Origin of the sequence: Halomonas sp. M20 (genome assembly GCF_020622265.1) — a bacterium.
In the GTDB taxonomy this organism is placed as follows: domain Bacteria; phylum Pseudomonadota; class Gammaproteobacteria; order Pseudomonadales; family Halomonadaceae; genus Modicisalibacter.
In genome coordinates this window covers 457998-482327 of record NZ_JACNMQ010000001.1, presented here as the reverse complement: position 1 = coordinate 482327, position 24330 = coordinate 457998, and the positions used below count along the sequence as shown (strand labels likewise).

Here is a 24330-nt window from a genome sequence, read left to right as displayed (position 1 = left end):
AGCGCCCCTTGTATCATATTATTGCGATCCTTTTCGCCCTTAACATCCTACTACTAGGGCTGCGTTACCTCATGGAAGGGCGTCTTGAAGCCGTATTTCTTGCCTGGGAAGCCGTCTGGTTAACGGCCCTGCTGCTAATCCTGCCGGAGCGCGGGCGGCCCTGGCTTATCAAGCTCATCGTCTCAGGCCTGGCCCTGCTTTTCTTACTTGCCAGCCTCGACGTACTTACCCGACTTTCCTTCGGCAGGCGCTTCAACTTTCTGCTCGATTTCGGCTTGGCAGACTCTGCTTTTCATCAGCTCACTCAGAATATGGGAATTTTCGTTACCCTGATCGTCCTCGCGTTCACCGCTGCCATCTTGTTTCTAGGTATCTGGCTCGTCGCTCGCTGTTTTGCCGCACTACGCCTGCCGGTGCTGACAAGACAAAAACGCCTGGCACTGGGTCTGTTATTGTGCGGGCTACTAGCCACTAGTTTAGCTGGCCCGAAGCTGCTGCCCTATTTTTCGACCCCTGGGCTGAACCTGATCACGACACATTGGCGCCAAATGCAAGAGACTCATCGTGCCTATGCCGATTTCAAGCGCGCCGTGACAGATGAGCACCCATTGAAAGTTCGCCCGTTACCCGCCCTTGCAGGCCGCGATGTCATTCTCGGCTTTATCGAGTCCTACGGCGTAACCGCTCTCTTCGATCAACGCTACGCCCCGACCATCAAGCCGCGCCTTGCCGAGTTCGAGCAGCGCCTGAAACGTTCGGGTATACACATGGCTAGCGCCAAACTGATATCGCCGGTGCAGGGCGGTCAATCCTGGCTTGCTCATGCCACGCTACTCAGCGGGCTGAGCATCACGACGCAACGCCACTATGAATTGATGCTCAGTCAACGACAATCCACCCTGAATGATGATTTTCGTAAGACTGGACATCGTAATCTGGCCATTATGCCCGGGCTTACCCAACCCTGGCCCCAGGGGCGACAGCTAGGCTACGACCATGTTTTTACTGCCCGAAACATTCCTTATTCGGGGCCATCGTTGAACTGGGTCACCATGCCGGATCAGTACACTTGGCGTTTTTTCGAGTCGCAGCGACAAACGTATGAACCGCCTCTATTCGCCGAACTCGCGTTGATCAGTAGTCACGCTCCCTGGACACCCATTCTCCCTATCGTGGATTGGGAAAGCCTGGAACACAGCAGCGTGCTTGAGCAATGGACGGCCTTGAAAAAGGAGGCAGAAACACCAGAAGAGCTCTGGCAGGACCTAGACAGAGTGCGCGTACATTATGCCCGGGCCCTCGACTATGCGCTGGCAGCGGCCTTGGGCTATGCCGAGCGCTACCTTGAAGACGACGCACTTCTCGTTCTCCTGGGCGATCATCAACCTGCACCGCTTATCACTGGAAAGAATGCAAGCCGGGAAGTTCCCGTTCACGTACTGAGCCGCGACAAGAATGTAGTCACGCCCTTTATCGATGCAGGTTTCACTTCCGGACTGATACCACGGGAGCAATCATCGAAACGCGCCATGGCGGATTTTCGCCCTCTGCTACACCGACTCTTTGGGCACTGATCGAAAGATTTAAATGAAAAAGAGGCTCCGTTCACGATGAACTGGAGCCTTGGAGAAAAAAGAGGGGTCATTGAAGGGGCGTGCAATCAGTTTCCTTGGCTGTCTGGCATCCTGCCAGCAACCAGCTCTTCCCTGAGCGCTTGCCTCACCATATTCTTCGCCCTCTGTGGTCACTGCTTACTGCTAAGTTTGAGATTAGCCATTCATTGGCGATTAGGCAAAACCGCAATATTTATTAAATACAGAACTTATCGATTACTGTTACGAAAAATTTTCAAGAATTAAATATAACCTTCAAGTGCGCTATTTTTTTGTTCTTTTAAAAACAAGCAATTAATTACTACTAGCTTGCAATCATGCTCCATGAATGGGCATTTGATCTGAAAAAACCGGCTAAATAAACTCTACATCGAGACCAGATAACACACACGACCTTACTAAAAAGTTTAAATTTAAAATAAAAACTACTTCAAAATTACAATAATGGAAAAATGGAGCAGCATCACTATATTTCAGACAAGCCGCTCTTCCCTAGGCGTCATGCCGAAATGGTTACGATAGGCGGTCGAGAAATGAGCCGCAGAAGAAAACCCGGTCTCGAGTGCTATGTCGCCTATTGCGCTGTCCGATTCACGCAACAGTCTACGCGCCTGCTGTAAACGCAGATTGAGATAATAGCGACTAGGCACGGCTTGAAGGTACTTCTTGAACAACCTCTCCAGTTGACGACGGGAAATACCCAGATGCGCAGCAAGCTCGTGGGTGGACAGGGGCTCTTCGATATTCGACTCCATCAATGCCACCGCATCCGTCAGACTTAGCGGCGCATGCCCCAACCGTGCACCGAACGATGCGGGCCGGGGCTCATTCCCCGTGTGCACACGCTCATGGACAAAATACTCAGAAACTCGCTCGGCCAAACGTTGCCCATGCTGACGCGCGATTAGACTCATCATCATATCCAAGGCCGCAGTGCCGCCACCGCAGGTCATGCGGTCACGATCGATCTCGAACACCTGGCGACTGCTTCGTATCCGAGGATAGATACGAGCCGAGGCATCAGGACCTTGCCAGGCCAGGGTTGCACGATACCCATCAAGGACGCCGGCCTTTGCCAGCATTTGAGTGCCGCCGCCGATCCCTCCTAGTACGACACTACGCTCCGCCAAATGCATCAACCATTCGAGAAGTGCCGCACAATCGCCGTGGCTGGCATTGGAAGCACATACAAGCAGCATATCGAGATCCTGCGCCGCACTACCAACGCAGCGTTGTGCCGTCAGTGCCATTCCGCCCGCTATACTGATCTCAGAACCGTCCAGGCCGAAGATCACAGGCGCATAAAGGCGCTGCCCACTGAGTTGGTTGGCAATCTGCAACGGCTCCAGGGCGCAGGCTTGAGCCAGTAGCGAAAAATCCGGCAGAAGGACAAAACCCACCTGCCGGGTGATTTCAGAACCCTGCTCTAAATCCGGTGCTTCATGGAGCATCTTGACGGTTGAGCTCGTCGATGAAGGCATCGGAACGCGCAATGGCCGCCTGCATGCGCTGGCGCAGCGCCGTCACATCGCGCTCGAGGCCATCGACCTCGCCGCGTAGCGCACCGATTGCTCGCGCGTTGAGATTGTGCTTCAAAAACAATACGTTGTCCCGCAGCGCCAACAGCACTGGCTGCATGCTGTCCGCCGCCTCCTGCATGGCCGTCAACATCTCATCGTAGCGAACCCGGGTCGCCTGCAGCTGTCGCTCCGATAGCCGACGATATTGAGCGCTCTGGTACAGCGACAGCTCATCCTCCCATTCGTCGAATAGCGCCTCGGCAACATCTTCGATGGCGTCTATACGCCCTTCGACCCGGTCGGCGGCGATTTCGCTCTGCTCGTACTCGTCGTTCAACCGATCGTAGGTCCTGGACAGCTCGCTCTCCGGCACCCGCACCACCGCTCGAAACTGTTCCAGCGCCGAGGAAAACTGCTCTTCCGCGGCCTGCTGCGCGTCTCGCCCATCCTCTACGCGATCCACCAGCACTTCGCGCTTTTGAATACCCACTTTCTCCAGCGCGTTGTAATAGGCACTCTGGCAGCCTGACAGGGCCAACAAGGCAAGCAGTGCCAGCACCCACAAGAAGCGCCCGGATTTTCTCTCGTTAATCGCCATTCGATTCATCCGCTGTACTCCAGCATCGTCCTTGTTTTTACTCACAGCTGAACGACATCGAAGCTCGCCACCGGATCAACGTCCGCATCGTAATCCACATCGTCTCGCTCGAAGCCGAACAGCTTGAGAAACTCATGCTTGTAGCCGGCGTAGTCGGTGATATCGAACAGATTGTCGCTGGTCACTTGGGGCCACAGATCCTTGCAGGCCTGCTGAACGTCGTCGCGCAGCTCCCAGTCGTCGAGGCGCAGGCGATTCTCTTCATCGGTTTCCGGCGTCTCGTTGCCATACAGACGATCCCGGAATAGCCGATTCAGCTGATCGATGGTGCCTTCGTGCAGCCCTTGCTCCTTCATCACCTTGTACACCATGGCGATGTACAGCGGCATGACAGGAATGGCAGCACTTGCCTGAGTCACCACGGACTTGAGCACCGCAACGTTGGCACCGCCTCCGCTCTCCGCCAGGCGCTTGTCGATTTCCCCGGCGGCGCGATCCAGATCCTCCTTGGCCTTGCCCAGCGCCCCATGCCAGTAGATCGGCCAAGTGATCTCGGTGCCGATATAGCTGAAGGCTACGGACTTGGCGCCAGGCGCCAACACGCCGGCCTTATCCAGCGCATCGATCCAGAGCTCCCAATCCTCGCCACCCATGACCTGGATGGTATCGTCGATCTCCTGCTGGGTAGCGGGCTCGACTTCGGTCTCGATGATGGTGTCCTTGTTGGTGTCGATGGCGGTAGCGCGGTAGGTTTCGCCGATGGGCTTGAGCACCGAACGCTTGAGTTCACCGCTATCCGGCAACTTGCGCACCGGCGAGGCTAGCGAATAGATCACCAGATCGATCTCGCCCAGATCCTGCTTGATCAGCTCGATGGCCTTTTCCCGGGTTTCATGGGCGAAGGCATCGCCATTGATCGCCTTGCTGTAGAGCCCTTCTTCCTTGGCATAGCGATCGAAGGCGGCCGAGTTGTACCAGCCCGCGGTGCCTGGCTTTTTCTCCGTCCCCGGCTTTTCGAAAAATATGCCAAGCGTACTGGCACCATAGCCGAAGGCCGCGGTAATACGTGCCGCCAGACCATAGCCACTGGAAGCGCCGATGACCAGTACTCGCTTGGGTCCCGGCTCCGTGGCGCTGCCAATGGCAGCACGGGTTGCCTGAATCTGGTCATGCACGTTGCTGGCACAACCGATGGGATGGGTGGTGGTACAGATAAAACCACGAACCTTGGGTTTGATGATCACGACAGACCTCTGCGTTACTGGCTTTAAACTTATTGACGAATGATATCAGCGTCGTGGACGCTGTGTTGCGGCTATTCTAGCGATTCATCGTGACACTGTCCGCTCTTGTACCTCAGCCTGCGTTGCCCGAAGATGCCTGCCGAGACGATGAAGGTGATAGGCATGAGTGAGAAAGAGATCGAAGCGCTGATCGATGAACGCGGCGAGCTATGGCTGACGCTTGCGCCACTGTGGCTCGAGCGAGAGCCGAGGGCGAGCGATTATGCGCATATGATCAAGGTCATCGAGCGCCATGACTTGAGCCTCGATCAGTTGGAATGGATATTTCGCCTCGAGTTGGCGCCGGTGCTCTCTCGCCATCAGCTATCGATCGCCGGTGAGTGGCGCACTTTCGACGAAAATCGCCTGCTGGCGCAACTGGTGGTGCATAAACGCCGGCTAAAAGGTTGGCGCAAAAGCTTCTGGACATTGTTTTCCGGACTCACCACCATGGTGACCCGCCACCGCTGGAACGAATTGATGACGCACTTGATGAAAGCACGCGAACTTGCTTCCTGACTTTAATTTAAACCTCAAGCATATACTTAGGCGGAAAAGGGCGTATCCAAAGCGGTTTCAAGACGCGGCTTGATGGCCTGGCTAGCTGCCTGGGGCCCGAAACGACAAATGACCTGCCCATCACGACCAATCAGAAACTTGGTGAAATTCCATTTGATCGATGTGCTCGCCAGCAGCCCCGGGGCTTGACGGCGCAGCATCAGAAATAATGGATGTGCCTGATGCCCGTTGACACGTACTTTTTCCATGACCGGAAAGGTGACGCTATAGCGACGTTCGCAAAAGTCGGCAAACTCCTGGGCCGACTCAGGCGACTGACGGGCAAACTGGTTGCAGGGAAAGGCCAGCACGGTAAACCCCTGATCGCGATAACGGCGATAAAGCCCTTCGAGTTCGGCCAGCTGAGGCGTATAGCCGCAACGGCTGGCAACATTGGTCACCAGCAGCACCTGGCCTCGCAGAGCACGCAGATTGAATGCTTCGCCGCTATAAGTGCGGCATTCTTGTGTATAGATATGCATAACCTATTACTGGCGCCTAAGCATATCCCTTATGATCCGTCTCATGAGCTCTTCGCGCAAGTCGTAAGCATCTGAGCAACGTTCGTGCTCCATTATCCGACGACTTCTCGCCGATCCCTCCATGCCCGCCCACTCATTGCAGGCTCTTTATTCTTCACCTGACGTAATTTCTCTTTTCGGGTTCTCAATCGTTTGACCACGAGGCAGGCCGGCACCATGCTCAAGAACTTATGATCGATTAACCAGGAGCATCGCCATGGCCGATCATGCCCCCCGCCGTTACTTGACCACTCATGATGTCGACAATCAGCCTATACCCCTCCTGAACCGGGATCTTCTAGCGCTGGATAAACCTTTACGCGAAGCCCTGGCCAGAGAGGCCCCAGACTGGGTCAACCAGCGTATTGCGCCTCTGGCTCGAGCAGTGGGCAGCGATCATGTGCAGATATTGGGAACGGAGGCCAACCAGCATCCACCGACGCTACGCTTGTTCGATCGCCACGGCCGTAGACTGGATGAGGTGAGCTATCATCCCGCCTATCATGAGCTGATGCATCTTGCCTGCGATCAAGGGTGGCATGCGGTGGCCTGGGAGAAAGAGCACCAAGGTGGCCACCAAGCTCATATCGCCGCCCTTTATCTACTTACCCAGGCAGAGCCGGGTATTTGCTGCCCGATCACCATGACTCATGCCGCCCTGCCAGCACTGCGTCGCGAACCTCGCATCCTGGAACAGTGGCGCTCGCGTCTGCTGGCCTGGGATTACGACCCCAGAGCAGTTCCGATCGCAGAAAAATCGGCCGTGACCCTGGGCATGGCAATGACCGAGAAACAAGGCGGCAGCGACGTTCGCGCCAATACCACCCAGGCGGTGAAGGATGGCGATGATTATCGGCTGACCGGCCATAAATGGTTCTGTAGCGCCCCCATGTCGGATGCCTTTCTGACCCTGGCTCAAACTGATGCGGGACTAAGCTGCTTCCTGGTGTCTCGCTTCACTCCGGACGGCGAGCGCAACCCCATCGAACTGCAGCGCCTGAAAGACAAATGCGGCAATCGCGCCAACGCCTCGGCGGAAATCGAGTATCGCGGTGCCTGGGCACAGGCGATCGGCGAGCCGGGCCGCGGTATTGTCACCATTCTCGAAATGGTGCAGCAGACCCGGCTCGACGCGGCAACCGCCCCAGCGGGTATGATGCGACAGGCGCTACTTGAGGCCTGGAGCCATGTTCGCGAGCGCCACGCTTTCGGCAAACTCTTGGCGGAACAACCCGTGATGCAACGAGTCATTGCGGATCTAGCTCTGGAGACCGAAGCCAGCCTGGCACTTTCGATGCGCACGGCTCGGACCTTCGACACTCCCGACGACAACCACGAACGAGCCTTGGCACGGCTGCTGCCCGCCCTTGGTAAATACTGGCACAACAAGCGTGGCCCCGGTTTTATGGCGGAGGCCATGGAGTGTCTTGGCGGCATTGGTTATGTGGAAGAAACACCGCTGGCGCGACTGTATCGGGAAGCACCGGTCAATTCGATCTGGGAAGGTTCCGGCAATGTCATCTGCCTGGACGTATTACGGGTAATGGCGCGTCATCCGGAAAGTATTGAAGCCTTGCGCGGCGAACTCGCCAAGGTAAAGGGAAGCTCCAAAGCCTTCGATGATTCCGTGAAAGAACTGGATGCCGCGTTACGGCAACCCGTGGAAAGTCTCGAGGCCAATGCCCGATGGTTGACCCAGCGCATGGCGCAATGCCTGCAGGCAGCGCTTCTTCTGCGCCACGCTCCCCGGGAAGTCGCCGAAACATTCTGCCGTAGCCGGCTGGGATCAAGCGGTACCAGCCCAATATACGGCGTTCTGCCCACGGATACGCCCTTGGAGGCTATTCTTGAGCGCATTGCTGGCTGAGGGCTACCCCAGCAAGACCCGCACCGCCAGGGCAATCAGCAGTACGCCGGTGATGCGATTGACCCAATGAGCTCGTTTCTGCAGCCAGGGCAGCAGCCGTGAATGAGACAGTGCGATCGCGACCAGTACGTACCAGGCGGCGTCGATGGAGGCTGCGGTGGCGACGATCAATGACTTTGCCCAGGCGCCCATGTCCGCACTGACGAACTGGCTGAGCAAGGCGACGAAAAACAGGATCAGCTTGGGATTGGCCAGCGCCACCAGTACTCCTTCCCGAGCCGCTAACGACGGACTGGTCGCCATGGCGCCTGTAATCAATACGCTCTGTCGCCCTGCCTGCAGCGCCTTGACTCCCAACCAGGCCAGATAAGCGGCTCCGCCCCAGGTAATCAGCGTGAACAGCAGCGGCTGGTGCACGATAACAGCACCCAGCCCCCAGACGGTCAGCAGCGCATAGAACCCTACCCCCAGCGCATGGCTAAGCGCCGCGATCACACCGGGAGAACGTCCGCCTCCCAAGGTATGGCGTAATACCATAGCAAGACTCGGCCCAGGCGACATGGCACCCAAGGCGCAGATTGCAGCCAGGGACAACCACAGCGTCACGGACATGGGCACCCGCTTGCTTGATTAGCGGTGATACTGCTTGGCCGCTTCAGGCTGCCACAGGATCTCGTCCACGCGCAGCTGGATGCGCCGCCCATCCGGCAGGTTCCAGTCGATCGTCTCGCCAGTTTTCAAACCGAGTAAAGCCGCCCCTACCGGCGCCATGACCGACAAGCCTTCCGGCGTATCCGCCAAGGCATGCGGGTAAACCAGGGTGCGGGTCAGCTGCGCATTTCGGCTTAGCTCGGTAAAGCGGACCTGACTATTCATACTGACCACGTCCGCAGGTATTTCAGTCGGATCCACAACCTCGGCGCGTTCGAGTTCCACTTCCAACGCTTCGGCCACGGCAGCATCCTTGTGCGAGGTGGTATCGATCAAGCGCTGCAAACGTTCGGCGTCCAAGCGGTTCACAACGATTACGGGGCGTGACATCGGCAACTCCTTCTGTCTTGAATCATAAAAATAACAGCAAGAAAAAACAGTCCTCGCCAGGAAAGCGAAGGACTGTTGTATGCATTGATCATAAGCGCTTCTTGTCTTGGAGGTAACTCCAAAAAAATAAGACTAAAGTATACTAAATAAATTTCTAATGGTTTTTACTCTCATATACCATGAGCATCGGCTCACCGCAGCCGTTTGAAGGATTACTATATTGAAGATGAGGATAACCCCAAGATACAGCCGCGGAAAAGCCAAAAACCACTCAAAACCATTCTTGTCACGAATGTCGAGCCTCTTCACCGAATGATGCAAGCATGCCGCGGCAATATATGATCACTGTCGAAAGAACGTAAAGGCAGATCAAGCGTTACGATTTATGCCAAGCCATGAGGGGTAGTACACGGCACTACTTCCAAGGTTCAACACATGTATCTGTAAAAATACCAGGCGCCCAGCAGGCACCCGGCTAATACAAACGCTAGTGCCTGCGCAGTGTAGAACAGCCTCTTTCATGCAATTCATTGAAAAGACATGAAAAGCTAATTTAAATTGATTGCCGCTCTTGATGAGACATGAAGTTAAAAAAATTTAAACTTTTTTTCCTCAAAAGACTAAAGCTATCTTGCACCCTCGCCGATAAAATCAAAGTAAGTGCTGCAAAGGGTTGCCAAAAAATACGGGCAACTTTTCGCAACCGAAGCCTTCATCATCTATCACTATAGAAGGGGTTCGACATGAACGAACTGAGCGACAGCATCGAGATTTATCGGGTATGGGGTGAGCAAGCCTCTACACAAGCTGCACTGGTCCAGGCGCTGGAAGAATTACTAGAAACAGCTTGAATAAACGCTAATAGAATCATCATCGATTGCGCATCCAACTGACCCGGCAATCTCCTGAACCATGATGGGTGCGCCATTACGTTATCAGCTTCGTCTGCAACCAGACACTCAAAAAGCTAGAAAAGAGAGGGAAAGAAAGAGGAATACGCTACTGCTTCAAAGTAGTGCCGGTGGTCGGACTCGAACCGACACACTGTTTCCAGCGGCGGATTTTGAATCCGCTGCGTCTACCAATTCCGCCACACCGGCAACGGGAACGCATTATACGGCCCTTCGACGCCGCGTCAATGCCGACCTGAATTTTCCAGCCTGACTCGATTGACTGAACCTTCCAACTGACTTGAACGCCACACTCGGCTATCATATGCGCCCTGCCAAGCGGCCTTACCCTCATGGACGTTGGGCATTCATCACTATTTCACCCATTTCTGGCAGTCTCATCTGTATGCAGCGTGCCGATTTCCATTTCGATCTCCCGGACGAGCTGATCGCTCGCTACCCTTCCGAACAGCGCAGCGACTGCCGCCTATTATGCGTGGATGGCGAGAGCGGTGAACTGACGCATCGGCGCTTTACCGATCTGCTCGAGCTGCTCACCCCGGGGGACCTGCTGGTATTCAACGACACTCGAGTAATTCCTGCCCGACTGCATGGCCACAAGACCAGCGGCGGGCGCGTTGAGATGCTGCTGGAACGTCCCCTGGATGCCCATCGGGGCCTGGCTCACATTCGGGCCAGCAAGTCGCCCAAGCCCGGCACGGAGCTGATCTTCGAAGGCAATATTCACGCCGTGGTCGAAGGCCGCCGCGAGGCGCTGTTCGAGCTTCGTTTTCTCGGCGAGACGCCGCTGATCGAACTGCTCGAGCGTCACGGCCATATGCCGCTACCGCCCTATATCACACGGGAGGACGAACTCGCCGATCGCGAGCGCTACCAGACGGTCTACGCGCGCCGTGAAGGCGCCGTGGCCGCGCCCACCGCCGGATTGCACTTCGATCAACCGCTGATGGACGCTCTTGCACAGCACGATATCGAGCATGCCTTCGTCACCCTGCACGTGGGTGCCGGCACCTTCCAGCCGGTTCGAGTCGACGATATCCGCGAGCACCACATGCACAGCGAATGGGTCGAGGTCGATGAGACAATTTGCGATCAAGTGCGTGCCGCCCGCGCCCGGGGCAACCGTGTCGTCGCCGTGGGCACTACCAGTGTGCGCTGTCTGGAAAGCGCCAGCGCGAACAGCGGCGAGATCGCGCCCTTTCGCGGTGAGACCGACATCTTCATCTACCCCGGCTATGAATGGCGCTGCGTCGATGCGCTGATCACCAATTTTCACCTGCCGGAATCAACGCTTTTGATGCTGGTGTCAGCATTTGCGGGTTTCGACCCCGTGATGCGCGCTTATCGTGCCGCCATCGACGAGCAGTATCGATTTTTCAGTTACGGCGACGCGATGTTCCTGACACACGCGCCCTCTACTCCCTGATACCGAGAACTTGATGCGTAACGAATGTTTCATGAATTTCGAACGCCTGGCCAATGACGGCCTTGCCCGTCGCGGCCGGCTGACCTTTCCCCGGGGCACGGTGGAAACCCCGGCCTTCATGCCGGTGGGCACTTACGGTACGGTCAAGGGCATGACGCCCCAGAGCGTCAAGGAGATCGGTGCCGAGATCATCCTGGGCAATACCTTTCACCTGTGGCTGCGCCCGGGTACCGAAGTGATCGAGGCCCACGGCGACCTGCACGACTTCTCTCAATGGCAGGGGCCGATCCTGACCGATTCCGGCGGCTTTCAAGTTTTTTCATTGGGCGCGATGCGCAAGATCACCGAGGCCGGCGTGCATTTTCGCTCCCCGGTGGATGGCGCCAAGGTGTTCATGGGTCCGGAAGAGTCCATGGCAGTGCAGCGCTCATTAGGTTCAGACGTGGTGATGATCTTCGATGAATGCACGCCCTACCCGGCCACAGCGGAAGAAGCACAGCGCTCCATGGAGCTTTCCCTGCGCTGGGCCCAGCGTTCCCGGGACGCCCACGGCGACTCCCCCTCGGCGCTTTTTGGCATCATTCAGGGCGGCATGTACCCGGAACTGCGCAAGCGCTCTCTGGAAGGACTCGAGGCCATCGGCTTCGACGGCCTGGCCATTGGCGGGCTTTCCGTGGGGGAGCCCAAGGAAGAGATGATCGCGGTACTCGACTATCTGCCGAGCTGGATGCCGGATGACAAGCCTCGCTATCTGATGGGGGTGGGTAAACCCGAGGATCTGGTCGAGGGCGTGCGTCGGGGCATCGACATGTTCGACTGCGTGATGCCGACCCGCAACGCACGCAATGGGCATTTGTTTACCGCCACGGGCACGGTCAAGATCCGCAACGCCAGGCATCGTCATGATACCGGCGCCCTGGAGCCGGATTGCGACTGCTATACCTGCCAGCACTTTTCAAGAAGCTACCTGCATCACCTGGATCGCTGCGGCGAAATGCTTGGCGCCATGCTCAATACCATTCACAATTTGCGCTATTATCAGCGGCTCATGGCAGGTTTGCGCGGTGCTATCGAAGCGGGTACATTGGCGAACTTCGTGGAAATGTTCTATGCCCAGCGTGAACTGCCAATACCGAACGCTCCGAGCTGAGCGATTGATGGCACTCGCGCAAGACTACTATAACCGCTGGAACGACCCAATTTCGGCTGGATACCTCATATTCAGCCTGGCCATTGCCACTTTTCAACCGACCGAGGAACGCTAACCCATGCTGGACTTCTTCATCTCACAGGCTCATGCCGAAGGCGGCGCGGCAGCCGGCGGCGGTATCGCCCAGATCGTGATGCTGGTCGGCTTCGTGCTGATCTTCTACTTCCTGCTGTGGCGTCCGCAATCAAAACGCGCCAAGCAGCACAAGCAGCTCATCAGCAATCTCTCCAAGGGTGACGAGATCGTGATCGGCGGTGGTCTGATTGGCCGCATCACACGCGTCACCGATGATTTCCTCGCCATGGAGATCGCCGAAGGCACCGAGGTCAGCGTGCAGAAGAATGCCGTTGCGGCCGTGCTGCCCAAAGGCACCCTGAAATCCATCTGACTTCACCCTTTCGCTGCCGATACTCTATCGGCAGCGTCTTCACTGCGTCAGCAACAAGGACCGGGCTTCCATGCTCAATCGCTATCCTCTATGGAAGTATCTGCTGATACTTGTCGTGCTCATCGTGGGTCTGATTTATGCCTTGCCCAACCTCTATCCCGAGGACCCAGCGGTTCAGATCAGCAGCTCTCGCGCCACCATTTCTCTCGACGAACGTCAACTCGAGCGCGTACGCAGCGCCCTCGATGAAGCCGGCATCACCGTCAAGCGCATCGACGATGAAGCCAATGGCGCGCTGATCCGCCTGGCGGACGCGGACGACCAACTCGAGGCGCGCAATATCGTCAACGAAACCCTCGGCGACGATTTCACCGTGGCACTCAATCTAGCGGAATCGACACCGGCCTGGCTCGAGAGCCTGGGCGCCGCCCCCATGAACCTGGGGCTCGATCTGCGCGGCGGCGTGCACTTCGCGCTCGAGGTGGACATGGAAGCCGCCCTCACTCAGCGCCTGGAAGTCAATGCCAGTGCCATCCGCGAGAGCCTGCGAGACGAGCGCATTCGCTACCGGGATACTCAGATCGAAGGGCGCACGCTGCAGCTGACGTTTGCCAATGAGGATGATCGTAGCCAAGCGCGTCGTATCATCAGCCGTGAGTTTCCCAACTTCCAGTACGAGGATCGCGAGGCAGGCCGTGGTGCGATGCTGGCCATGACGTTGACGGATCAGCAGGTCACCGAGATCCAGGACTACGCCATCAACCAGAACCTCACCACGTTGCGCAATCGTGTCAACGAACTGGGCGTGGCGGAGCCGCTGGTACAGCGCCAGGGCCCCAGCCGTATCGTCGTGGAGCTACCCGGCGTGCAGGATACCGCCGCCGCCAAGCGTATCGTCGGCGCCACCGCCAACCTGGAATTTCGCCTCGAGGCACGCCCGGACACGCCGGAGAACGAAACCGAGACCCTCCCGTTTCGCAACAACGAAAACCGCACCGCCGAGCTGATGCGCGATGTCATCATCACCGGCGACAGCGTCTCCAGCGCCAGCCGCAGCTTCGACGAGAACGGTCGCCCCCAGGTCAACATCAATCTGGACGGCACCGGCGGCACTCTGATGAATCGCAATACCCGCTCCAACATCGGGCGCGCCATGGCGGTCATTTATATCGACAACCAGACCCGCACCCGCACGGTGATGAAGGACGGCGAGCAGGTCGAAGAGCGCATTCCCTTCACCGAACGCGGCATCATCAGCCTGGCCACCATTCAGAGCGCATTGGGCAACAGTTTCCGCATTACCGGGCTGGACTCCCCCACTGAAGCCGAGGAGCTGGCCTTGCTGCTGCGCTCGGGCTCTCTCGCTGCACCGATCTACTTCGTCGCCGAACGCACCATCGGCCCGAGCCTGGGCAAGGCCAATATCGAGCAGGGCATTCTGTCCGTCCAGATCGGCCTGCTGCTGGTGGTGGCATTCATGCTGATCCGCTACAAGGCCTTCGGCGTGGTCGCCAACATCGCCCTGACCATCAATTTGATACTGCTGATGGCGGCGCTGTCGATGCTGGGCGCCACCCTGACCCTACCGGGCATTGCCGGTATCGTATTGACCCTGGGGATGGCGGTGGATGCCAACGTCTTGATCTTCGAGCGCATACGCGAAGAGCTGCGGGCGAAGATGCCGATTCAGCAGGCCATTCATGCCGGCTACGAACGCGCCTTCACCTCGATCATCGACGGCAACCTGACCACCCTGCTGGTGGCGGTGATCCTGTTCTCGATCGGTACCGGGCCGGTCAAGGGCTTTGCCGTGACCTTGTCCCTGGGCATTCTGACCTCGATGTTTACCGGCATCATGGTCTCGAGGGCGATCGTCAACCTGACCCTTGGCGGCAAATCCGTCAAGAAACTCTGGATCTAAGGGGCTAACGCGATGCGACAGCTAGATTTTATGGGCAAGCGCCGCTATGCCTTCATCGTTTCCGGGGTCTTGTTGCTGGTCTCGATACTGACCCTGCTGTTCCAACAGCTCAATCTGGGCCTGGATTTCACCGGCGGTACTCTCGTCGAGGTGCGCTACGCCAGCGCCCCCGCCCTGGACACGATCCGCCAACTGCTGGAAGACGCGGGATTTCGAGATGTCTCGGTGCAGACCTTCGGCGCCGCCAATGAAATATTGGTACGCCTGCAGCAGGCCTTCGATCCGGATGTCGGCAACCGGGTCACGGACATCCTGCGCCAGAGCGGTGAAAGCGTGAATCTGGTGCGGGCCGAGTTCGTTGGCGCTCAGGTCGGCGGCCAGCTACGCGATCAAAGCGGCCTTGGCATGCTGGTGGCCCTCGGCGTGGTAATGCTCTACGTAGCATTTCGTTTTCAGTACAAATTCGCCCTTGGCGCCCTGGTGGCACTGATCCATGACGTCATTATCGTGCTCGGCGTGTTTTCACTGTTCCAGATCGAGTTCGACCTGACGGTGCTCGCGGCGGTACTGGCAGTCATTGGCTATTCGCTCAACGACACCATCATCGTCTACGACCGTATTCGCGAGAACATTCGCAAATCACGCATCGACGACATGGCGGTGATCTTCAACGAGTCGATCAATCAGACCCTGGCCCGTACCCTGGCGACCTCCGGCACCACGCTCCTGGTGCTATTGGCGCTGCTGATACTGGGTGGCGACATGATCCACAACTTCGCCCTGGCCTTGATCATCGGCGTGGGTATCGGTACCTACTCGTCGATTTATGTCGCCTCGGCGCTGCTGCTTGCCATCAAGCTGGAGCGCGAGGACCTGATTCCGGCCAAGAAGGAGAACGCCGAGGAAGAAGAGCTGCCTTGATTCGGCTTTTCATCGAGGCTTTTTATCGAAAGGCCCATCATGTTCTGTAAGATCCGACACCCTGCCCCGGCAGGGTGTCGTCGTTCATGCTCAGGCACTCGGCTTACCCGGGCCGATTCGCAGGCCATGTTTGCGCAGCTTGCGCACAGCACTAGGCTGGCTGATGCCGAGTCGCTTGGCCAGGGCGTAGGTGCTGGTCACTTGAGGACAAAGCGTACTCAGAATTTCGCACTCGTAGGCATCCAGCGCCTGCTTGAGGGTTTGCTCCTCTGCCGGCACAGACGGCCTGGCGCATTCGGATTCAACGAGGGGCGACTGCAGGTCTCGGCGTGGCGATAAAGCGCTATCACCGGGAACGTTGATCACCTCATCCGGCGCTGCGAGCCAAGCGCGCTCCATCCAGTTTTCCAGCTCTCGCACATTGCCCGGCCAATCCCGCCCCATGAGCTCGGACCACACGCCAGGGTGCAGCACCTTGGTGCGAGCGTAACGCTGATTGAGACGCGCCAATTGCGCTTCCACCAATCCGGGCACGTCCTCTCGGCGTTCCCGTAATGGCGGCAGCGTCAGCGGGATGACATTGAGCCGATAGTAAAGATCGAGCCGAAAGGCGCCGCTCTCGACCCGAGCCGCAATATCCTGGTTAGAGGCGACGACCAGGCGGAAATTGACCCGCCGCGGCTGGGTATCCCCGAGCCGAGTGATCTCACCGTCCTGGATTACCTTGAGCAGCTTGCTCTGCATGGGAAGCGGCAGCTCACCGATCTCATCGAGGAACAGCGTGCCGCCATCGGCCATTTCCAATATGCCTGCCTTGCCCTGGCGGGCCGCGCCGCTGAAAGCGCCCGGCTGATAGCCGAACATCTCCGACTCGAACAGCGTCTCAGGAACAGCAGCGCAGTTGACATCAATGAAGGGCCCGGTATGACGCGCACTCCAGCGGTGCAATTGACGTGCGAAGGCGGTCTTGCCCACCCCGGTTTCACCCAGCATCAGCACCGTGGCATCCGTGGGTGCAACCCGCTTGATCAGCAGCGCCACCTCGCGCATGACGCTACTGCGAATCGTCAGGTTATCGAGTTCCAGGTCATTCTCTAGAGCGACCCTGCCACTGTGCTTGAGATGCTCGCTGAAACGGCGCTGAAGCAGCTTGTACTCGTCCTGAAGCAACTGCAGATCCGTAAGATCCATCGAGCGGGAAACGATACGTACGAGTTTGCCATCGGCGAAGACCGGATGCGCTTCGGCGATCACCCGCCGCCCGGTGCCGGTGTGCTGCAGAACCTGCGCCGGCTGACCGGTACGTATTACCTCCATGCTCACCGAAGGGGAAAGCACACCGCGTTCGGCCAATTCCTGCACGGTGCTGGCACATAGCGCCTCACGACTCAGACCATAGACCGCTGCGCTACCCGGGCTGACATCGAGAATCCGACCGCTGGCTTCGACGATGAAGAAATGGTCGTGGGCGGTGTCGATGATGGTCTTGATCACCGCACTGTCGATATCGGTCATGAGTTATTTCCTATCTGCTTTCGCGCAATGCATTTATGAATCATGACGATACATAAATAAATCATTCATTACCTCTAGCGATGCAAAAATGAATCAAAAAAAGATTAGCAGCCTTTAAAAACAGCAACTTAAAAGTTGGCACGTTCTCTGCATTGCAAATAGAAAGTACATCGATAACGGCGGTGGCGAGCCCATCGCAAAGGAGACGTTCGACATGAGCGACAAGCCGACTTTCAATCAGCCCCTTGGCGGCAACGAGATGCCCCGCTTCGGCGGCCCGGCCACCATGATGCGTCTGCCGACTCAGGAAGGCGCCGCCGGCCTGGACGCGGCGTTTATCGGCATCCCCATGGACATCGGCACCTCCAATCGTCCCGGCACCCGCCTGGGGCCACGCCAGATTCGCGACGAGTCCCGCATGCTGCGGCCCTACAATATGGCGACCAAGGCCGCGCCCTTTGACAGCCTGCAGGTGGCGGATATCGGCGATGTGCCGATCAATACCTTCAACCTGCCCAAGAATCTCGACATCATCACCGATTTCTACAACGACGTACTCGCTCAGGACTGCGTGCCGCTGACCTTGGGAGGCGATCACACCCTGACCTGGCCGCTGCTGCGGGCCATCGCCAAGAAACACGGGCCGGTGGGGCTGATTCACGTCGACGCCCACGCGGATGTCAACGAGCACATGTTCGGCGAGAAAATCGCCCACGGCTGCCCTTTTCGACGCGCTCAGGAAGAAGGCCTGCTGGATAGCCAGCGGGTAGTGCAGATCGGCTTGCGCGGCACTGGCTATGCCGCGGACGATTTCGACTGGTGCCGAGAACAGGGCTTTCGCGTAGTGCAGGCCGAAGAGTGCTGGTACAAGTCCCTGGCGCCCTTGATGGAGGAGGTACGCGAGCAGATGGGCGATGATCCGGTGTATATCTCCTTTGATATCGACGGCCTGGACCCTTCCGTGGCGCCGGGCACCGGCACCGTCGAGATGGGCGGCCTTACCGCACAGCAGGGGCTCGAGATCGTACGGGGCGCCTGGGGTCTGAATGTGGTCGGCGGCGATCTGGTGGAGGTTTCCCCACCCTACGACCAGAGCGGCAACACCGCACTGATGGGCGCGACCCTGCTCTATGAAATGCTCTGTGTGCTGCCCGGTGTTCAGCGTCGTTAAACAATCCTGACATCCCCAAGAATATGTTCAGGATAGCTATGAGCGACGGCCAAATCTCAGCAAGCACCAAACAACAATATCAATACGGAACCAAGTATCATGATCTCTTTCAATAAATTTTTAGGCCAGGACACCCTGGGCGAACACCAGACGCGCAGCCTGAGCTTCTTCGGCACCCTGGCCCTGTGGCTGGGCGCCAACGTGGTGGTCACCACCATTCTCACCGGCATGTTGCTGGTGCCGGATCTGCCATTCACCACCGCTATGACGACCGTATTGATCGGCTCGCTCATCGGTGCAGTGCCCTTGCTGCTCGTGGGCCTGATGGGCCAGCACACCGGCCTACCCTCAATGGTGCTCACCCGGCGCGCCTACGGGCCGCTGGGTAGCCGGCTGATCTCCTTCGTCAACATGAGCGTGCTGATTGCCTGGAGTTGGATTCAGGCACTGCTGGCGGGCATGAGCCTCGACTATGCGATCGAAAGTACCACCGGCTACAGCAACCTGGCGCTGATGACGGTGATCTGCGAGGCGGTGGTGGTGCTGATCGTACTGCGTGGCCATCTGGGCATCGAGCGGGTGGAGCGCTGGGCGGCCAGCCTCATGGTGATACTCGCCGCGGCGGTGCTTTATCAACTCAACCGCCATTACGATATCGGCAATCTGCTCACCATGACGCCGGAGGCCCGCAACGGCATCACCCTGGGTATCGCCTTCGATATCGTGATCGCCACGGCCTTCTCCTGGATCTCTTCTTCCGCGGACTACAATCGCAACTGCAAGAATGGCAGCGTCGCGATCTGGGGCACCTATATCGGCTATGTGCTGGCGGCGCTGATCGCCATGGGTCTTGGAGCGGCGGTATCCGGCATCTCCGTGCTCAACGACATGGAGCAGACCTACGACCCCACCAAACTGCTAAGCGGCTTCGGTTTCGGACTGCCGGCGGCGCTGGTGATCTTTCTCTCCGTGATGACCACCAACGTGATGGCGGTCTACAGCGCGACGCTTTCCTGCATGAACGTGAAACCCGGGATGCGCTTCTGGAAGCCGGCGCTGGTGATCGGCGTCGTCACCGTCTTCGGTGCACTCATTCCCGGCATCCTCGATCAGTTCCAGAACTTCCTGCTACTAATCGGGGCGCTGTTCATTCCTGCCTTCTCGGTGATGATCGTCGACTACTACCTCGTCAGCCGCCAGGGTTACAACGCAGCGCTACTCGAGGCAAGAACCCAGGTCGGTCTCGCCACGGCGCCATTCGCCATCGGTGCCTATCTCATCGGAGCCGCGCTAGCTGCTTACTGGTCCCTGGTGGCGCCACTGGCTTTTGGTGCCTCCCTACCGGTGTTCCTGATCACCGGCGCGCTTTACTGGATCGGGGTAAGGCTCTTCGTGCGCAAGCGCCGGAACAACGCTCTAGAGGCCACGCGATGAAAATGATGCTCGCTCAAACGGCGCCGGCGCGTTTCGATGTAAAAGCAAACTTGGCAACGCTCGAGATGCTGTGTCGGCAGGCCATCGCCAGCAAGGTCGAGCTATTGGTTTTGCCGGAACTGGCCCTGACCGGTTACAACATTTTTGACCGGCTCGCGACGTTCGCGGAGCCACTCGACGGCCCCTTGTGTCAGGCAGTTGCCGATTTCGCTCGGCGCTTCGGCATATACATCGCCTTTGGCATGGCAGAACGCGACTCCCAAGGCACCCTGTACAATACGGCGGTGATGCTAGACGACAGAGGCACCCAACTTGGCGCCTATCGCAAGCGCCAGCTATGGGATCGCGAACATGAACACTTTCGCCCGGGCGATGAGTACTGCGTGCTCGATACCCGACTTGGGCGCATAGGCCTGATGATCTGCTACGACAACGAGTTCCCGGAAATCTCACGGACGCTTACAGGTCAGGGCGCGCAGCTGATCGTCTCACCGACGGCCAACATGCATCCGAACGCCTCTCGTCAGCGGCTACAGATTCGTGCCAGAGCCATGGACAACCAGTGCTTCGTCGCCTGCGCGAACCGCGCCGGCCAAGAGGACGCGCTGCATTATTGCGGCAACAGTATCATTGCCGGCCCTGACGGCGAGGTGCTCGGTCAGCTTGGCGAAGCTTCAGGCACACTAATCGCCGAGCTGGACTTTTCCGCTATCGATACGAGCCGACAGGCCCAGGATTACTTGAAGGACCTGCGTTCTTGAGAACACCTGTCCGCAAAAGAGGAAGAGCTGATCATGATCCGCATCGCCGCCGATAAATGGTATCGCACCCAGGCCTTGGCCGATGGCATCACGCTGATCGACGAGCCCTGGATTCGGCCTTTCTTTCGCTGCAACCTTTGGCATGTACGGGGTCGTGATCGCGATCTGCTGGTCGATTTCGGTCTGGGAGCGGTACCCTTGCGCCGCCAGGTGCCGCTACTCAGCGAGCGAGACCTGCTCGCCGTCGCCAGTCATACCCATTTCGATCATATCGGCGCCGTCAGCGAGTTCGATCGCTGCCATGTGCATGCACATGAAGCAGACATACTCGCCTCGCCGGATCGAAAGCGCACCCTGGCAGAAGACTTTCTCGGTGACGAGATGTTCGAGGCGCTGCCCCCTGCGCCTTTTGAATATCATCACTACAAGATCGAGCCACCGCGCCGAATCGAGCTGCTCGAGGATGGCGATGTCTTCGATCTTGGCGACCGACGCTTCGAAGTCATTCATACCCCGGGCCACTCCCCGGGCGGCATCGCCCTATGGGAAGCCGCGACCGCTACCTTGATTTCGGGGGATCTGATCTACGACGGGCCATTGATCGAAGATACCTGGCACAGCAACTTGAGCGACTATGCTGCCAGCATGCGGCGCTTGCGGGCATTACCGGCTCGCACCATACACGGCGGACATTTTCCCAGCTTCTCGGGAACACACTTGCACGCCATGATCGATGACTGGCTGCGCACCCATGAACGTTGAGATGCCGGGTAATAGCTAGCACTAACGTCATAAAGTCTTGAACGCAAAAATCCCCGCTTATCAAGCGGGGATTTTATTGGATACGTCCGTTTCAGAGCGTTTTCAGGCTGAGGCTTTTAACAGCTGCACCATCGACTTGTACAACCGTGGCCCGGCAGCCATCAAGTTGCCTTCGACGCTCACGCTGGGTGTACCGTCCGGACCGCCCATCAAGGCGCCTGCTTCCTTAAGCAGCAGCGTTCCCACCTGGCTGTCCTGCTCTTCGAGCCCAAGCACTACGACAGCGTCGGCGCGTCCGGCAGCCATCTCGGCGATGTCCAACAGCGGGCAGCCCGTGGCAGTCAGCGTATCAATCTGAGGGCCAAGACGCTGCACCAGATGCAGGTAGGTGGGTAGATGACGTGGGCGCAGCTCGCTTTCCGGCAGGCCCATGGCAACACGGATATTGCTCACCTGGTTTGCCTTGCTCACGCGAATACGCTTGCCGTTGTGCTGAGCACCCCGGCCTCGGCTGGCCAGATATTCATCGTCGTTGAAAGGACAGATGACGATCGCATGTTCAGGCCGACCCTTAACTAGGCAGACCAGAGACAAGGCGAAGGCCTCGCCGGCCACGCCGAGATTGGAATAACCGTGAAAGGGCTCGATCTTCCAGAGAATATCGCGGCCTTCATCCTTGCCATCGCGATGGGGAGTGAAGCGGCCCACGACGCCATGTTGCGGGTAGCCACGGGCCAGCTGACGGACGATCAATGTTTCGGCATTGCGCCCGGTATCTTCGAGCAAACCTTGAATATCGTAATCTTCATGCGCGCTTTCTATTCGCTCACGAACACGTAGGAATTGTTCGGCGGCGCTGCGTGCTGCACGCAGCGCAAATTGGACCATCGGATGCATGATCGGGCCTTGAGGAGTCGATGACTGTTAAAGAACGCCTGTATCCTAGCAAAAAGTCGTATTTCAGGCCACGAGAATCCGTCGGCATCGTCACCGAGCGCCGCCGTGATAGACTGCGCGGAATTCGCTTCGACATCCCAATGGCCCCTGACATGCACGATCACCCCTTCTCTCTCGACCAACTACGCATCGTTCTCATCGGCACTAGCCATCCTGGCAACATCGGCGGTGTCGCCCGGGCGATGAAGAATATGGGGCTCACGGATCTGGCCTTGGTCGCACCCCGTTGCGAAGTGCGTACCAGCGAGGCCATTTCCCGCGCCTCGGGTGCGGATGCGCTGGTCGCCGTCGCGCCCGTGCATGCCTCTCTCGACGACGCGGTAGCGGATGCCACCCTGGTCGTGGGCGCCAGCGCACGTTCGCGCACCCTGCCCTGGCCAATGTTCACACCGCGCCAGTTGAGCAACACTCTTGCCAGTGAACTGTCATCCCAGGAAGCTCGGGTGGCGCTAGTGTTTGGCCGTGAAGACAGCGGCCTGACCAACGAGGAGTTGCAGCGCTGTCATCGTCACGTGAACATTCCTGCCAACCCGGACTTCAGCTCGCTGAACCTGGCGGCAGCGGTGCAGGTACTGGCCTATGAGTGCCGCCAGGCCTGGCTGCAAGACGCTCCGCTGGGGCCGAATGAAGAACCTGGAATCGACAAGGAGCCTGCTCACTTCGGGCTCGAATGGGACAGCCCTTTGGCCAGCCACGCAGACCTGGAGCGTTTCTTCGAGCACTTGGAGCGCGCCTTGATCGCCGTCGAGTTTCATGACCCTGCAAAACCCCGCCAACTGATGGCCCGCTTGCGCCGTCTGTACCTGCGCGCCCGGCCGGATCAAATGGAAATCAGCATCCTGCGCGGCATCCTGACCGCCATGGAGAAAAAGGCAAACAACCTTCGCTGACAGCCTCACACCGATGCCAACTGACCCTTGCAGGGCTGCCATCGCATCCCAATAATGAAGAATTGACGTGCTGCGGCAGCCGAATGCCGACCAGCCCCATACAAGGATTGCTTCATGCTCAGCCGCCTGCGAGAAGATATCAATAGCGTATTCGCGCGTGACCCGGCAGCCCGCAATGTGTTCGAAGTGCTGACCAACTATCCGGGGCTACATGCGCTGCTCGCTCATCGCTTGAGCCACTGGCTATGGCACAAGAATCTCAAGTGGCTGGCGCGCACCTTGTCGACACTGTTTCGCTGGCTGACCGGCATCGAGATTCACCCTGGCGCAACGATTGGTCGTCGCTTTTTCATCGATCATGGCCTGGGGGTGGTCATCGGCGAAACCGCCGAGGTCGGCGACGATGTCACTCTTTATCAAGGGGTCACCCTTGGCGGCACCAGTTGGAACAAAGGCAAGCGCCACCCCACGCTTGAAGATGGCGTGATCGTGGGCGCCGGGGCCAAAATTCTCGGCCCTTTCACCGTTGGCGCCGGCGCCAAGATAGGCTCCAACGCGGTGGTCACCAAGGCGGTGCCTGCCGGCGCCACGGTGGTCGGCATACCGGGCAAGATCGTCAAGCGCGCCGAGCCGGATGTGGAGGAAGAACCTGCCTTCGACCCGGAACGCCGCGAGGCGATGCGCCAGAAATTCGGCTTCGACGCTTATGGCGTGAGTCAGGACATGCCCGACCCGGTGGCTCACTCGATGCAGGCCATGCTCGATCACATGCATGCGGTGGACCAGCGTATCGAGATCATGTGCGCCACCTTGCGCAAGCTCGATGCAAGCTATCGTTCGGGGCAGCTCCCGGAACTGCGAAACGAGGATTTCGCCGGCGTTCTCGAGGAGGTCGACAGCGCTTGTCCGCCCATTCAGAAAACCTCGTCGAAGCAACGAACAGGGTCTGCCGATGAGAATGATTTTTCAGACTCCCAGGACCCTTCGGCGACCTCTTGACCGCCATCAGCCATTTCGCATCAAACCGCAAGTAGCCACTGAGCAGTGCAGCGGCAATTGTTG

At 58.1% G+C, this 24330-nt stretch carries 22 protein-coding genes and 1 tRNA gene; 14 read left to right on the top strand and 9 right to left on the bottom strand.

Translation table 11 applies throughout. The features are described from left to right. Positions 1 to 8: 8 nt before the first annotated feature. Positions 9 to 1574, top strand: a complete 1566-nt coding sequence (locus tag H7850_RS02360) for an alkaline phosphatase (RefSeq protein ID WP_227367784.1) — start codon at positions 9 to 11, stop codon at positions 1572 to 1574. Positions 1575 to 2086: 512 nt separating this feature from the next. On the opposite strand, the gene H7850_RS02355 is transcribed toward H7850_RS02360, so the two are convergent. The 3 genes from H7850_RS02355 to fabV are packed head-to-tail and all read right to left on the bottom strand — an operon-like array spanning position 2087 to position 4975. Beyond that, entirely contained in the window at positions 2087 to 3064 is a 978-nt protein-coding gene (locus tag H7850_RS02355; protein ID WP_227367783.1) for a GlxA family transcriptional regulator, read from the bottom strand. Further along, on the bottom strand, positions 3054 to 3740 hold the full coding sequence (locus H7850_RS02350; protein WP_227367782.1) for a DUF2959 domain-containing protein: 687 nt from the start codon (positions 3738 to 3740) through the stop codon (positions 3054 to 3056). The genes H7850_RS02355 and H7850_RS02350 overlap by 11 nt, the downstream gene beginning before the upstream one ends. 32 nt (positions 3741 to 3772) lie before the next feature. Next, positions 3773 to 4975, bottom strand: a complete 1203-nt coding sequence (gene fabV, locus H7850_RS02345) for an enoyl-ACP reductase FabV (protein WP_227367781.1) — start codon at positions 4973 to 4975, stop codon at positions 3773 to 3775. A 162-nt stretch (positions 4976 to 5137) separates the two neighbouring features. Between fabV and H7850_RS02340 the strand changes: the two genes are divergently transcribed. Next, entirely contained in the window at positions 5138 to 5533 is a 396-nt protein-coding gene (locus H7850_RS02340) for a hypothetical protein (RefSeq protein ID WP_227367780.1), read from the top strand. Positions 5534 to 5559: 26 nt separating this feature from the next. Here H7850_RS02340 and H7850_RS02335 read toward each other — a convergent pair whose 3' ends face one another. Further along, complete coding sequence (locus H7850_RS02335; protein ID WP_227367779.1) at positions 5560 to 6054, bottom strand: glutathione peroxidase; 495 nt, start codon at positions 6052 to 6054, stop codon at positions 5560 to 5562. Positions 6055 to 6310: 256 nt separating this feature from the next. Between H7850_RS02335 and H7850_RS02330 the strand changes: the two genes are divergently transcribed. Beyond that, complete coding sequence (locus H7850_RS02330; RefSeq protein WP_227367778.1) at positions 6311 to 7960, top strand: acyl-CoA dehydrogenase family protein; 1650 nt, start codon at positions 6311 to 6313, stop codon at positions 7958 to 7960. A gap of 3 nt (positions 7961 to 7963) precedes the next feature. Here the strand turns inward: H7850_RS02330 and H7850_RS02325 are convergent, their stop codons facing one another. The 3 genes from H7850_RS02325 to H7850_RS02315 all read right to left on the bottom strand — a co-directional run bounded on the left by H7850_RS02325 (position 7964) and on the right by H7850_RS02315 (position 10101). Continuing rightward, positions 7964 to 8572, bottom strand: coding sequence for a LysE family translocator (locus tag H7850_RS02325; RefSeq protein WP_227367777.1), 609 nt, complete (start codon positions 8570 to 8572; stop codon positions 7964 to 7966). Between the two features lie 18 nt (positions 8573 to 8590). Beyond that, the gene (gene rnk, locus H7850_RS02320) at positions 8591 to 9001 is read right to left on the bottom strand and encodes a nucleoside diphosphate kinase regulator (protein ID WP_227367776.1); all 411 of its coding nucleotides are present in this window, start codon (positions 8999 to 9001) and stop codon (positions 8591 to 8593) included. A 1016-nt stretch (positions 9002 to 10017) separates the two neighbouring features. Further along, positions 10018 to 10101: transfer RNA gene (locus H7850_RS02315), tRNA-Leu, on the bottom strand. A gap of 196 nt (positions 10102 to 10297) precedes the next feature. Between H7850_RS02315 and queA the strand changes: the two genes are divergently transcribed. The 5 genes from queA (at position 10298) to secF (ending at position 15778) form a co-directional block, all read left to right on the top strand. Continuing rightward, positions 10298 to 11338, top strand: coding sequence for a tRNA preQ1(34) S-adenosylmethionine ribosyltransferase-isomerase QueA (gene queA, locus H7850_RS02310; RefSeq protein ID WP_227367775.1), 1041 nt, complete (start codon positions 10298 to 10300; stop codon positions 11336 to 11338). A gap of 31 nt (positions 11339 to 11369) precedes the next feature. Then, complete coding sequence (tgt, locus tag H7850_RS02305; RefSeq protein WP_413614135.1) at positions 11370 to 12488, top strand: tRNA guanosine(34) transglycosylase Tgt; 1119 nt, start codon at positions 11370 to 11372, stop codon at positions 12486 to 12488. Between the two features lie 118 nt (positions 12489 to 12606). Continuing rightward, entirely contained in the window at positions 12607 to 12936 is a 330-nt protein-coding gene (gene yajC / locus H7850_RS02300; protein WP_048308457.1) for a preprotein translocase subunit YajC, read from the top strand. A 70-nt stretch (positions 12937 to 13006) separates the two neighbouring features. Next, positions 13007 to 14857 (top strand): protein translocase subunit SecD, encoded by a 1851-nt coding sequence (gene secD / locus H7850_RS02295; protein ID WP_227367773.1) that lies wholly within the window; start codon positions 13007 to 13009, stop codon positions 14855 to 14857. 12 nt (positions 14858 to 14869) lie between these two features. Continuing rightward, positions 14870 to 15778, top strand: coding sequence for a protein translocase subunit SecF (gene secF, locus H7850_RS02290; RefSeq protein ID WP_227367772.1), 909 nt, complete (start codon positions 14870 to 14872; stop codon positions 15776 to 15778). Positions 15779 to 15868: 90 nt separating this feature from the next. Here the strand turns inward: secF and H7850_RS02285 are convergent, their stop codons facing one another. Beyond that, the gene (locus H7850_RS02285) at positions 15869 to 17293 is read right to left on the bottom strand and encodes a sigma-54 interaction domain-containing protein (protein ID WP_227367771.1); all 1425 of its coding nucleotides are present in this window, start codon (positions 17291 to 17293) and stop codon (positions 15869 to 15871) included. Positions 17294 to 17507: 214 nt separating this feature from the next. On the opposite strand from H7850_RS02285, the gene speB reads away from it, so the two are divergent. The 4 genes from speB (at position 17508) to H7850_RS02265 (ending at position 21421) form a co-directional block, all read left to right on the top strand. Beyond that, positions 17508 to 18464: an agmatinase gene (gene speB / locus H7850_RS02280; RefSeq protein WP_227367770.1), complete on the top strand. Its 957-nt coding sequence runs from the start codon at positions 17508 to 17510 to the stop codon at positions 18462 to 18464. A gap of 99 nt (positions 18465 to 18563) precedes the next feature. Further along, positions 18564 to 19898 (top strand): purine-cytosine permease family protein, encoded by a 1335-nt coding sequence (locus H7850_RS02275; protein WP_227367769.1) that lies wholly within the window; start codon positions 18564 to 18566, stop codon positions 19896 to 19898. Continuing rightward, positions 19895 to 20659, top strand: coding sequence for a carbon-nitrogen hydrolase family protein (locus H7850_RS02270; protein ID WP_227367768.1), 765 nt, complete (start codon positions 19895 to 19897; stop codon positions 20657 to 20659). The genes H7850_RS02275 and H7850_RS02270 overlap by 4 nt, the downstream gene beginning before the upstream one ends. Before the next feature lie 33 nt (positions 20660 to 20692). Next, complete coding sequence (locus H7850_RS02265) at positions 20693 to 21421, top strand: MBL fold metallo-hydrolase (RefSeq protein ID WP_227367767.1); 729 nt, start codon at positions 20693 to 20695, stop codon at positions 21419 to 21421. A gap of 102 nt (positions 21422 to 21523) precedes the next feature. Here H7850_RS02265 and H7850_RS02260 read toward each other — a convergent pair whose 3' ends face one another. Next, a complete protein-coding gene (locus H7850_RS02260; protein ID WP_227367766.1) occupies positions 21524 to 22318 on the bottom strand; it encodes an inositol monophosphatase family protein in 795 nt (264 codons plus the stop codon). A gap of 152 nt (positions 22319 to 22470) precedes the next feature. On the opposite strand from H7850_RS02260, the gene H7850_RS02255 reads away from it, so the two are divergent. Together H7850_RS02255 and cysE are read left to right on the top strand one after the other, a co-directional pair. Next, positions 22471 to 23268: an RNA methyltransferase gene (locus tag H7850_RS02255; protein ID WP_227367765.1), complete on the top strand. Its 798-nt coding sequence runs from the start codon at positions 22471 to 22473 to the stop codon at positions 23266 to 23268. 114 nt (positions 23269 to 23382) lie between these two features. Continuing rightward, complete coding sequence (gene cysE, locus H7850_RS02250; RefSeq protein WP_227367764.1) at positions 23383 to 24267, top strand: serine O-acetyltransferase; 885 nt, start codon at positions 23383 to 23385, stop codon at positions 24265 to 24267. Positions 24268 to 24330: the final 63 nt, after the last annotated feature.

Excerpts from the sequence above, each read along its gene's own strand:
- H7850_RS02355 (WP_227367783.1), bottom strand. The coding sequence starts at position 3,064 with ATGCTCCATGAAGCACCGGATTTAGAGCAGGGTTCTGAAATCACCCGG.
- H7850_RS02350 (WP_227367782.1), bottom strand. The coding sequence starts at position 3,740 with ATGAATCGAATGGCGATTAACGAGAGAAAATCCGGGCGCTTCTTGTGG.
- H7850_RS02340 (WP_227367780.1), top strand. The coding sequence starts at position 5,138 with ATGAGTGAGAAAGAGATCGAAGCGCTGATCGATGAACGCGGCGAGCTA.
- H7850_RS02335 (WP_227367779.1), bottom strand. The coding sequence starts at position 6,054 with ATGCATATCTATACACAAGAATGCCGCACTTATAGCGGCGAAGCATTC.
- H7850_RS02330 (WP_227367778.1), top strand. The coding sequence starts at position 6,311 with ATGGCCGATCATGCCCCCCGCCGTTACTTGACCACTCATGATGTCGAC.
- H7850_RS02325 (WP_227367777.1), bottom strand. The coding sequence starts at position 8,572 with ATGTCCGTGACGCTGTGGTTGTCCCTGGCTGCAATCTGCGCCTTGGGT.
- rnk (WP_227367776.1), bottom strand. The coding sequence starts at position 9,001 with ATGTCACGCCCCGTAATCGTTGTGAACCGCTTGGACGCCGAACGTTTG.
- queA (WP_227367775.1), top strand. The coding sequence starts at position 10,298 with ATGCAGCGTGCCGATTTCCATTTCGATCTCCCGGACGAGCTGATCGCT.
- tgt (WP_413614135.1), top strand. The coding sequence starts at position 11,370 with ATGAATTTCGAACGCCTGGCCAATGACGGCCTTGCCCGTCGCGGCCGG.
- yajC (WP_048308457.1), top strand. The coding sequence starts at position 12,607 with ATGCTGGACTTCTTCATCTCACAGGCTCATGCCGAAGGCGGCGCGGCA.
- secD (WP_227367773.1), top strand. The coding sequence starts at position 13,007 with ATGCTCAATCGCTATCCTCTATGGAAGTATCTGCTGATACTTGTCGTG.
- secF (WP_227367772.1), top strand. The coding sequence starts at position 14,870 with ATGCGACAGCTAGATTTTATGGGCAAGCGCCGCTATGCCTTCATCGTT.
- H7850_RS02285 (WP_227367771.1), bottom strand. The coding sequence starts at position 17,293 with ATGACCGATATCGACAGTGCGGTGATCAAGACCATCATCGACACCGCC.
- speB (WP_227367770.1), top strand. The coding sequence starts at position 17,508 with ATGAGCGACAAGCCGACTTTCAATCAGCCCCTTGGCGGCAACGAGATG.
- H7850_RS02275 (WP_227367769.1), top strand. The coding sequence starts at position 18,564 with ATGATCTCTTTCAATAAATTTTTAGGCCAGGACACCCTGGGCGAACAC.
- H7850_RS02270 (WP_227367768.1), top strand. The coding sequence starts at position 19,895 with ATGAAAATGATGCTCGCTCAAACGGCGCCGGCGCGTTTCGATGTAAAA.
- H7850_RS02265 (WP_227367767.1), top strand. The coding sequence starts at position 20,693 with ATGATCCGCATCGCCGCCGATAAATGGTATCGCACCCAGGCCTTGGCC.
- H7850_RS02260 (WP_227367766.1), bottom strand. The coding sequence starts at position 22,318 with ATGCATCCGATGGTCCAATTTGCGCTGCGTGCAGCACGCAGCGCCGCC.
- H7850_RS02255 (WP_227367765.1), top strand. The coding sequence starts at position 22,471 with ATGCACGATCACCCCTTCTCTCTCGACCAACTACGCATCGTTCTCATC.
- cysE (WP_227367764.1), top strand. The coding sequence starts at position 23,383 with ATGCTCAGCCGCCTGCGAGAAGATATCAATAGCGTATTCGCGCGTGAC.